The 9,567-nt window shown below is 54.4% G+C and carries 7 protein-coding genes, 4 tRNA genes and 1 other RNA gene; 4 read left to right on the forward strand and 8 right to left on the reverse strand.

What is annotated here, in order from left to right:
- Positions 1 to 4: 4 nt before the first annotated feature.
- Positions 5 to 205 carry an LPS translocon maturation chaperone LptM gene (lptM, locus tag WFO64_RS15065; RefSeq protein WP_337012913.1) on the reverse strand — a complete coding sequence of 67 codons (201 nt, stop codon included), beginning with the start codon at positions 203 to 205 and terminating at the stop codon, positions 5 to 7.
- Positions 206 to 352: 147 nt separating this feature from the next.
- Positions 353 to 2,911: a class I adenylate cyclase gene (locus WFO64_RS15070; protein WP_337012914.1), complete on the reverse strand. Its 2,559-nt coding sequence runs from the start codon at positions 2,909 to 2,911 to the stop codon at positions 353 to 355.
- Between the two features lie 315 nt (positions 2,912 to 3,226).
- Between WFO64_RS15070 and hemC the strand changes: the two genes are divergently transcribed.
- From hemC to hemY, 4 genes are read left to right on the forward strand one after another with little or no spacing between them, the layout of a single operon-like run.
- Positions 3,227 to 4,168 (forward strand): hydroxymethylbilane synthase, encoded by a 942-nt coding sequence (gene hemC / locus WFO64_RS15075; RefSeq protein ID WP_337012915.1) that lies wholly within the window; start codon positions 3,227 to 3,229, stop codon positions 4,166 to 4,168.
- The gene (gene hemD / locus WFO64_RS15080; RefSeq protein WP_337012916.1) at positions 4,165 to 4,893 is read left to right on the forward strand and encodes a uroporphyrinogen-III synthase; all 729 of its coding nucleotides are present in this window, start codon (positions 4,165 to 4,167) and stop codon (positions 4,891 to 4,893) included. Before hemC ends, hemD begins: the two co-directional genes overlap by 4 nt.
- Before the next feature lie 25 nt (positions 4,894 to 4,918).
- Positions 4,919 to 6,052 carry a uroporphyrinogen-III C-methyltransferase gene (gene hemX / locus WFO64_RS15085; RefSeq protein ID WP_337012917.1) on the forward strand — a complete coding sequence of 378 codons (1,134 nt, stop codon included), beginning with the start codon at positions 4,919 to 4,921 and terminating at the stop codon, positions 6,050 to 6,052.
- Positions 6,053 to 6,054: 2 nt separating this feature from the next.
- On the forward strand, positions 6,055 to 7,251 hold the full coding sequence (gene hemY, locus WFO64_RS15090) for a protoheme IX biogenesis protein HemY (protein ID WP_337012918.1): 1,197 nt from the start codon (positions 6,055 to 6,057) through the stop codon (positions 7,249 to 7,251).
- Between the two features lie 796 nt (positions 7,252 to 8,047).
- Here hemY and WFO64_RS15095 read toward each other — a convergent pair.
- The 6 genes from WFO64_RS15095 to wecG all read right to left on the reverse strand — a co-directional run bounded on the left by WFO64_RS15095 (position 8,048) and on the right by wecG (position 9,559).
- Positions 8,048 to 8,177, reverse strand: a non-coding RNA gene (locus tag WFO64_RS15095) — RtT sRNA.
- 32 nt (positions 8,178 to 8,209) lie between these two features.
- Positions 8,210 to 8,286 (reverse strand) — tRNA-Pro (locus WFO64_RS15100).
- Positions 8,287 to 8,306: 20 nt separating this feature from the next.
- Positions 8,307 to 8,393, reverse strand: a tRNA-Leu gene (locus WFO64_RS15105).
- A gap of 16 nt (positions 8,394 to 8,409) precedes the next feature.
- A tRNA-His gene (locus WFO64_RS15110) sits at positions 8,410 to 8,485 on the reverse strand.
- 98 nt (positions 8,486 to 8,583) lie between these two features.
- Positions 8,584 to 8,660, reverse strand: a tRNA-Arg gene (locus tag WFO64_RS15115).
- A gap of 158 nt (positions 8,661 to 8,818) precedes the next feature.
- Positions 8,819 to 9,559, reverse strand: coding sequence for a lipopolysaccharide N-acetylmannosaminouronosyltransferase (wecG, locus tag WFO64_RS15120; RefSeq protein ID WP_337012919.1), 741 nt, complete (start codon positions 9,557 to 9,559; stop codon positions 8,819 to 8,821).
- Positions 9,560 to 9,567: the final 8 nt, after the last annotated feature.

Raw genomic sequence — 9,567 nt, forward strand, 5'->3', positions numbered from 1 at the left:
CAGATTAGTTCGCTTTTACACCTGAATTGCCAGTAACCAGCCCGCTGACATCGGCTTTAGTGGCATCCGCTTTCTGGCGTTCGGTTGGGGCTTGTTGTTTCTTCGGCTGATCCTTCGGCGGGAAGTAGAGCGGCCCTTTCAGACCACAACCTGCAAGGCTGATTACTGCCAGTGTCATGGCCAACAGGCTTATTACTTTCTTCATTCTTTATGCTCTTCATGTCCTTTACCTGGATGCTTATCATCGCAGTTGAAGGTGGAAAAGCAACAGGAAATCCCCGTAAATAGCGTGAACCGGGTGACAAGCCGGGAAGATAGCGGCCACCAGCGGAGAGCTGCCAGCCCGTCAGCATCAATGCACTTGATAGCGCGGTTGATAGTCGCTGTTGTCGTTGTCAGGCTGCGACGTACACAGCTGCGTCAGCGTCTGGCTCCGGAACGGAATCACCTGGAATCGTTCACCGGTGTTCACAATCTGGTAGAACTGCGGCAGGTTGAAGTTGATAAAACTCGAGCCATAGGTAAAGCGATCGTGCGATGAAGAGTAGAACCGGCTGACGTCGCGCACCAGCTCCTCTTTGCTGCCTTCACAGTGATGATAGACCTCAACCCGATTGGTCTCATCAAGGATGTAGATATTGAAGCCGCGCTCATCGGTGGTGTTTTCAAAGAAGAACTGAATAATGCCTTCGCTGGCATAGCCGTTAACAACCGGTGGCAACGGCGTCTGATTGGTTTCGACTTTGATCGACAAGCCATGCAGTTTGTTGTTAGAGATCGCACCATAAAACTCAACCGCGTTTTCCAGCTTCTGCACCGAGACGCTCATGCGCTCGAAGAAGAGCCCCCAGGTCTGGCCCGCCATGCGCAGCGCTTTAAAGCGGCCCGGCTCCTGACGCGTACTGGAGAGGCGCAGCTCAATGCACTCTGAGACCAGCTGCTGTACGCGCGTCCGAATCAGACCGCGCAGATGCTGGCTGTAGCAGAACACTTCCACCGTATCGGGCGGCGCGGCATCCTGATGCATCTTGCCGAGAATGGTTTTCAGCCCTTCGATCATCGCCTGTTCGCCGCTGAAATGCAGCGTACGCACTTCATTCCAGGAGTTACGATAGAGCAGGTCAATACTGCCAATCAGGCACTGCTGCTGCTGACCAAAGCTAAAGACATCCAGCTTGCGGAAGTCGAAATGCACCACCTGATTGCGGAAGGCCGCCGTTGGATCGTGCTCAAGGTTAACAATAATCGCGAGGTGTCGGATTTCACACGGGCTGTAAAGCGCTTTTGGCGTTGGCGAAGGCAGACGCAGCGGAAAGTGGCTGGAAACATCGTTGACCAGCTCCTGCAAACGCGCCAGATCGCAAATCTCATTGCCTTTAATATGCAGCCGGGTTTTACGAGTCAGCAGCCCATTGAACCACGCCCACGCCACCAGCTTGTTCAGGTAGCGGTTATATTCCAGCGGCTGATGGCTGATGATCGAATCCATGTCTGGTGCCTGGTTATAGAGATACCAGCCGGAACGATTGGCGCGGCCAGGTGGCACATGTATAAAGGTCAGATTCGGTTCAGAGAGATCGGGCGAAATCTGCGGATTCACCAGCGTCACTTTGCCCGGCAGCGCTTCAAACGCGGCATACAGTTTACGGGTCAATACACCGATATCCTGCGGGCTGGCGCTGACGCTTAAGTTGTTGCGGCGGGCAAAGCGGATCAGGTTGCGATAACTCTGCATCATCGCATCCAGCAATTCATTATGGGCTTCGCGCACCCGCTCGATTTTCCATTCAGCGCGGTTGTCCAGAATGGCAATCTTCTCTTCGTTCCAGCCCCACTCTTTGACCAGTTGCGATAAAATCTCGCGACGCCAGCCAGTGCGGTGCTGATGATCTTCTGTGCTGAGCTTTTCACACACTTTGAGATAGAAGCAGCGACGCACCAGGTCAAGACGCGGCTGATCGTCAACGCTGGTCAGATAGTGCGTGACGCGCTCCAGCATCATGCAGTAAGGATCAAGTCCGAAGCAGATGATTTCGCCGTCATGCAGGCGCTGTTTGATATCCATTGCCAGCAGTTGCGTGTTCGGGTATTCCCAGCTGTAGGCTTCCAGCAGCAGCGTTTTCAGTACGGCTTTATACGGAGAGTCGATGCTTTTATAGAGCTGCCACAGGCTGGCCCCGAAATACTCTTCCGCCGACAGCGTGCCGAGACCGCCAAGATCGAGCCACTCATTGGGGGTCAGAACGCCTTTCGCATACAGCGACATCACGTAGTCGTCGTAATGGTGCTCTTCTTCGCCCGGCACCATATTCCACAGGATGCGTTTACCCGCCATACGAACCGCGGTACGGTAAAACTCATCCAGCAGTAAAATGTGTTGTGTTGAACCGCAATCTTCACCGCCCAGACTGCCGCTTTCGTTGTGGCGGAAGCGGTTCTCATCAATCAGAAAGAAACTCACCTCCACGCCCATCGAAACGCACCACTTCTGCAGCAGCGTACATTTGCGCTGCAGATTCAGACGCTCTTCATTATCGAGCCAGGATTGATGGCAGACCCAGATATCAAGATCCGATACGCTGTTCTGGCCGACAGAGGAGGTGCTGCCCATGGAATAGATAGCCGTGATCGGCATTTCGCCTTTTGGCGCATCAGCATGGCGCAGGTCACTGTCAGCGGTGAGTTCGGCCAGCAACTGGCGTTGATTTTCATCAGGCGTGAAGAAGCTGATGCCATGTGGAACGCTACCTTCAAGGTAACCCGGCATCTGCGGATGTTGATAATGTAATAAGGTTGGCAGCAGACTGTAGACGCGCTGAAAAGCGGGCCCCATGGCAGCCAGCGCACGATCAACGCGCAGCTGGTTAATTGCATCCAGTCTCTGTTTCAGTGTCTCAATGTAGAGGTACAAGACGTTTCGCCTGATTGTCCCAGTGTTTAAGCACCCTGTTTCCACATTCTGCCGCTTATAGAGTAAAAAAATGGGCAGATAATTGCTGGAAACGTGATCAATCTAACACTCGTCAGATTGACCGTAAAGAAAGTTGCGCTACTTAACAGTTTAGCACGTTCTTACCCGCTTCCCGCCTTTTCAGCACGAGTTCCCACGTTATGGCTTGATAAATGGGCCTGAAACCGCCCGCAGGCCGTTTTCAATCCGTTGAAACTGACAGTATTCACCCAGAGATGATAGGATATTCAGTGAACGATAAAAATGGTTAACAGCATGTTAGACAAAATTTTCAGAATTGCTACAAGACAAAGCCCGCTCGCATTATGGCAGGCACATTATGTACAGCAACAACTCATGAGTGCCCACCCGGGACTTCGCGTTGAGCTGGTGCCTATGGTCACTAAGGGTGACATTATCCTTGATACGCCGCTGGCAAAAGTGGGTGGTAAAGGACTGTTTGTCAAAGAGCTTGAGCTGGCAATGCTGGATGGGCGTGCCGATATGGCGGTACATTCTATGAAGGATGTGCCGGTCAGTTTCCCTGAAGGTCTGGGCCTGGTGACCATCTGCGAGCGCGACGATCCGCGCGATGCGTTCGTTTCACATCATTATGACTCTATTGACGCATTGCCGCAGGGTGCCATTGTTGGCACCTCCAGTCTGCGCCGTCAGTGCCAGATTAGTGCGCGCCGTCCGGATCTGGTGATCCGCTCGCTGCGAGGCAATGTGGGTACCCGCCTCGGCAAACTCGATGCCGGAGAGTATGACGCGATCATTCTTGCCGTCGCCGGGCTGAAGCGTCTGGGACTGGACGATCGCATTCGCCAGGCGCTGCCTGCCGACGTTTCCCTGCCCGCCGTGGGGCAGGGTGCGGTCGGCATTGAATGCCGCCTGGACGACAGCGTCTTAATCAGCCTGTTACAGGCGCTGAATCACGATGACACTGAAGTCTGTGTCAGAGCGGAGCGCGCCATGAATACCCGCTTAGAAGGTGGCTGCCAGGTGCCTATCGGCAGTTTCGCGGTCCTGGAAGGCGATGATCTCTGGCTGCGCGGCATGGTCGGCGCACCGGATGGCCGGGTCATGGTAAGTGGCGAACGCCGGGGTCCCCGCACTCAGGCTGAGCAGATGGGCATTTCACTTGCCGATGAGCTGCTTAACGGCGGCGCGCGTGAAATCCTGAAAGAAGTTTACCAGGGGCAGCCGCCAGCATGACCATCCTGGTGACGCGTCCGGAACCCGCAGCGGCGGCGCTGGTGTCACGCCTGCATGCCCTTGGCAAGCAAGCGTGGAGCCTGCCGCTGATCGAATTTTCGCCGGGTGCTGACCTCGTCTCCCTGCCCCAAAAACTCGCCGGGCTTCGTGCTGGCGACCTCGTTTTTATCCTTTCGCAGCAGGTTATTCACTACGCGCAGCACGCTATCAAAGCATGGCCCACTGACCTGGACTATTATGCAATTGGTCGCAGCACCGCGCTGGCATTTCATACCGTCAGCAGTCAGCAGGTGACCTGGCCTCATGCTCATGAAACCAGTGAGGAATTGATCCAGCTGAATACGCTTCAGCAAATTGCCGGTAAACGTGCGCTGATCCTGCGTGGCGATCCCGGACGCGAATTGCTGGCAGAGACATTAACCCACCGGGGTGCGGAGGTGACGTTTGCTGCCTGTTACCAGCGCTGCCAGAAGCATTATGATGGACCAATTGAAGGCCGCCGCTGGCGCGATCGCGGTGTCTCTGTGCTGGTGGTGACCAGCGGTGAAATGTTACAACAGCTTTTTTCGCTGTTCCCCGCAGTTGATCGCGAGGAATGGCTGCTCAACTGCCGACTGATTGTCGTCAGTGAACGTTTGGCTACCCTGGCCGCAGGATTGGGTTGGCAGGATATTCAGGTAGCCGATGGTGCCGATAACGATGCGCTGCTGCGCGCGTTACGCTGAACTTTAACAATGGGATGTGCCACATATGACGGAACAAAAAGACTCCTCCGCCATGGTTGAAGAAACCACCCCAGCGGTCGACCGCTCTCCTTCCAGCAACAGCACACCACCGCGTAATGCGAAAAAGGGTGGCATGGTGTTGGGTGCAGTTGCGATTGTCATAGCGCTGGCGATGGGTGCGGGTTTATACCTTAACGGGAAACATCAGGCTGATTTACAGGCACAAACCAATCAGAAGCTGAGCGACCAGTTAAGCACGTTGCAGCAGCAGGCCAGCAGCGATAAACAGCAGCTGACACAGAAACTGAGTGGCGCAGAAAACGCCCTGCAGACAGCGCAGCAACAGCAGAATGCGTCAGCTAAAGAGCTGGAAACACTGCGTGAAAAAGTGGCCGTGATTTCTGGTAATGACGTTCGCAGCTGGTTGCTGGCACAGGCGGACTATCTGGTAAAACTGGCAGGCCGCAAACTCTGGAGCGATCAGGATGTCACCACCGCCGCGGCACTGCTGAAAAGCGCCGATGCCAGCCTGGCAGACATGAACGATCCCAGCGTCATGAATGTGCGTCGTGCGCTGACCCAGGATATCAGTAACCTCTCTTCTGTTACGCAGGTCGATTATGACGGCGTGATCCTCAAACTGAATCAGCTGTCGAACAACGTTGATAATCTGCGTCTGGCCGATAACGACAGCGATGATGCGCCGATGGACAGCGATGGCGGTGAACTGTCAGGTTCCGTACGCGAATGGCGTCAGAATCTGGTGAAAAGCTGGCATAACTTTATGGATGATTTTATTACCATCCGCCGCCGCGATAACACCGCACAGCCGCTGCTGGCACCTAATCAGGATGTTTACTTGCGTGAGAATATCCGCTCGCGTCTGCTGATTGCTGCTCAGGCGGTACCACGTCATCAGGATGAGATTTATAAACAATCTATCGATACCGTCTCCGCCTGGGTTCGCGCCTGGTACGACACCAATGATGCCGCGACCAAAGCCTTCCTTGCCCAGCTGGATGAGCTGAGCCAGCAGAACATCAATATGGACCTGCCGGATAACCTGGAAAGTCAGCCGTTACTGGAACAGCTGATGCAGACCCGCGTTCGGAACCTGTTAGCGCAACCTTCTGCCGCTGCTAATCAGCAGGGAGGCTAAGCATGCTTAAGGTATTTATCCTCTTTATCCTGCTGATTGCTGGCGTGGTGCTGGGACCGATGATTGCCGGTCATCAGGGCTACGTGCTGATTCAGACCGATAACTGGAACATCGAAACCAGCGTCACCGGCCTGGTCATTATCCTCATCCTCAGCCTGCTGGTGATTCTGGCCGTGGAATGGCTGCTGCGCCGCGTGCTTCACACAGGCGCGCGTACCCGTGGCTGGTTTACCGGACGTAAACGCCGTCGCGCCCAGCGTCACACCCAGTCGGCGCTGATGAAGCTGGCAGAAGGCGACCACCGTCAGGTGGAAAAACTGCTTTCTAAAGATGCCGATCATGCTGATGTGCCGGTGGCCAACTACCTGCTGGCAGCAGAAGCCGCACAACAGCGTGGTGATGAAATCCGTGCCAATCAGCATCTTGAACGTGCTGCAGAGCTGTCTGAAAACAATACCATCCCGGTGGAAATCGCCCGCGCACGTATTCAGCTGGCCCGGAATGAAGATCACGCTGCGCGTAACAGCATCGATCGTCTGCTGGAAGTGGCACCGCGCCACCCTGAAGTGCTGCGCCTTGCCGAACAGGCGTATCTCCGTACTGGCGCCTGGAGTGCATTGCTGGATATTCTGCCCGCCATGCAGAAGGCGCAGGTCGGCGATGAGCTGCATCGCGATGCCTTACAGCAGCAGGCCTGGCTGGGGCTGATGAATCAGGCGATGGCCGACCAGGGCAGCGATGGGCTGAAGCGCTGGTGGAACACTCTGAGCCGCAAAACCCGTCAGGATACGACGCTGCAAGTGGCCATGGCGGATCATCTGATTGAGTGCAACGATCACGACACCGCGCAGTCGATCGTGCTGGAGGGCCTCAAGCGTCATTATGACGATCGTCTGGTACTGCTGATGCCTCGCATTAAAAGCGGTAATCCGGAAGCGCTGGATAAGGCATTACGCCAGCAGATCAAACAGCATGGTGCAACGCCGTTGCTGCACAGTACGCTGGGACAGTTGCTGATGCGTCATGGAGAATGGCAGCAGGCGGCTGAAGCGCTGCAGCAGGCGCTGGCACAGCGTCCGGATGCCTTCGATTATGCGTGGCTGGCGGATATCTATGATCGTCTGCATCGTCCTGAAGAGGCAGCGAAAATGCGCCGTGAAGGATTACTGCTGACGCTGAAGAATAATCCCACCGTCTGATGCTGTTTCCAGAGGTGAAAAAGCCGGGCTCGCCCGGCTTTTTTGTGCCTGCAATCTGCCACCGCGCCTCCAAAGGCAAAAAAAAAACACCTGCCAGTGGCAGGTGTAAGATCAGGTCGGTAAGACAACCGGGAGGTACCTGACTCAACGTGGTGTCTGTTAACCCTGTAAGGCTTACGCGATACAGGCAGGCAGACAACAGGTACCGAAAATTGGCTCTGCATCATTCCCAGGTTTATGTAGCATCAGCAGACATAAGAGGTGGAATGAGCATCTACAGCAGAAGTATTGCACAAGCCGTGCCAGGTTAAGGTTTATTTTTAAAGTATTTATAAATCATCAGGTTAAATAGAGTGCTGAGTACTTACTCTGTGAGGCATTGCAGGAAGTGTCGGTGTCCAGCGACAGTAGTCACTTTTTCTGTCTCCTAATGGAGACAGCAAGGTCATCCTTACTGTTAAATTAACAATAACAATGACTTATTTGTCGGCAATTCGCGACGCTGACGTTCTGTTCAAACTGCGAGCGAAATCAAAGCAGAGTGACGCTGCAGCCATGGATAAACCCAACGCGAAGGGAGCACGGTCAGATCGGAAAGGTGCTAATGCCATCCGTGGCCGCTTGTCCCGCACCGTCTCTGGCGCGGGACGCTTTCCTCCTCTGCCCGTGCTCCCTGCGCGGGTTCGGATTTGCAGCAAACTTATCTCGCCATACCCACCCAAATCTTCCTACACAGGCTCGCATCCACTTTTCTTCAGACGAAAAAAAACCTGTCTTTTCAGACAGGTTTCTAAAATGGTCGGCGAGAGAGGATGACGCTGCTCTGCGAGCAGCGCCCTGCGGGCCGTTGCTAAAGCAACGTTGTCTCGCTTCGCTCGGCTCAAACCTCCTTCGGAGGTCCTCATCCTCATTTGCTACAGACGAAAAAAAACCTGTCCTTTCAGACAGGTTTCTAAAATGGTCGGCGAGAGAGGATTCGAACCTCCGACCCACTGGTCCCAAACCAGTTGCGCTACCAAGCTGCGCTACTCGCCGATTTTTTTAACTGTTTTGCCTGGTGCGAAGAGAGGGACTTGAACCCTCACGTCCGTTAAGACACTAACACCTGAAGCTAGCGCGTCTACCAATTCCGCCACCTTCGCGTATCCCAGCAAAATCTGGGGTGGCTAATGGGACTCGAACCCACGACAACTGGAATCACAATCCAGGGCTCTACCAACTGAGCTATAGCCACCACAATACTTAATGTTACAAGTTCAAAACCTGCAGCATTTAAATCTCTACTGCCAACTGCGGTAAATCAACCACCGAAGCTCATGCGCACAAACGATATGGCGCGCCCGACAGGATTCGAACCTGAGACCTCTGCCTCCGGAGGGCAGCGCTCTATCCAGCTGAGCTACGGGCGCGTAGCGCCGTTGCGGATGTGCATACTAGAGATAAGCGCCCATCGTGTCTAGTGCTTTTTAAATAAAAAGACGCGTTTGATTACGCTTTGTGCATTTTGTCGACAAATAGTGCATTTCCTTTTTCGCAACACGGAAAAATGCGGCATTTATCAGCAATATCAGAGATCGCCACGCCAGTGATAGCGTAAATATTTAAGCAGTTTTAATTGCCTGCGCAGGCGGCTCGGCTGCCGAATCAGACGATAAAGCCACTCCAGCCCCAGCCGCTGCCACATTTTAGGAGCACGCTTCACATGGCCGGTAAAAACATCGTACGTTCCGCCAACGCCCATATAGAGCGCATCAGGCCAGTGCGCACGGCACGCCAGCATCAGCAGCTCCTGACGCGGCGATCCCAGCGCCACGGTGACCAGCTTCGCGCCGCTGGCCGCAATCCGGGCAAACAGCGCATCCTGATCGGCTGGCATAAAATAGCCATCCTGCGCCCCGACAATATTCACATTCCACTGACGACGTAACTTATTGCAGGTTTCATCCAGCACTTGTTGGCGACCACCAATAAGAAACACCGGCGTTCCTTCCCGCCCGGCACGTTCCATCAGCGCTTCCCATAAATCTGCACCCGCAATACGCTGCACCAACGCCTGCGGATACTTTTTACGAATCGAACGCACAATACTGATGCCATCGGCGTACGCATATTCCGCCTGCGCTAACAGCATGCGTAATCCCTCATCCCGCTCAGCGGTCAGGATCTTCTCTGCATTAATCGCCACTAAAATGCCGCTGCGTTCGCACTGCGGCGGCATCAGAAAATTTACCGCTGACGGCATGTTTTCGAAGCCATACAACTCAACGCCGCGAATCCGGTACTGCGGCGTATCCGTTAACTTTGTCATATCTTCCG

This window comes from Pantoea sp. AS142 (assembly GCF_037152305.1).
Lineage (GTDB): Bacteria > Pseudomonadota > Gammaproteobacteria > Enterobacterales > Enterobacteriaceae > Pantoea.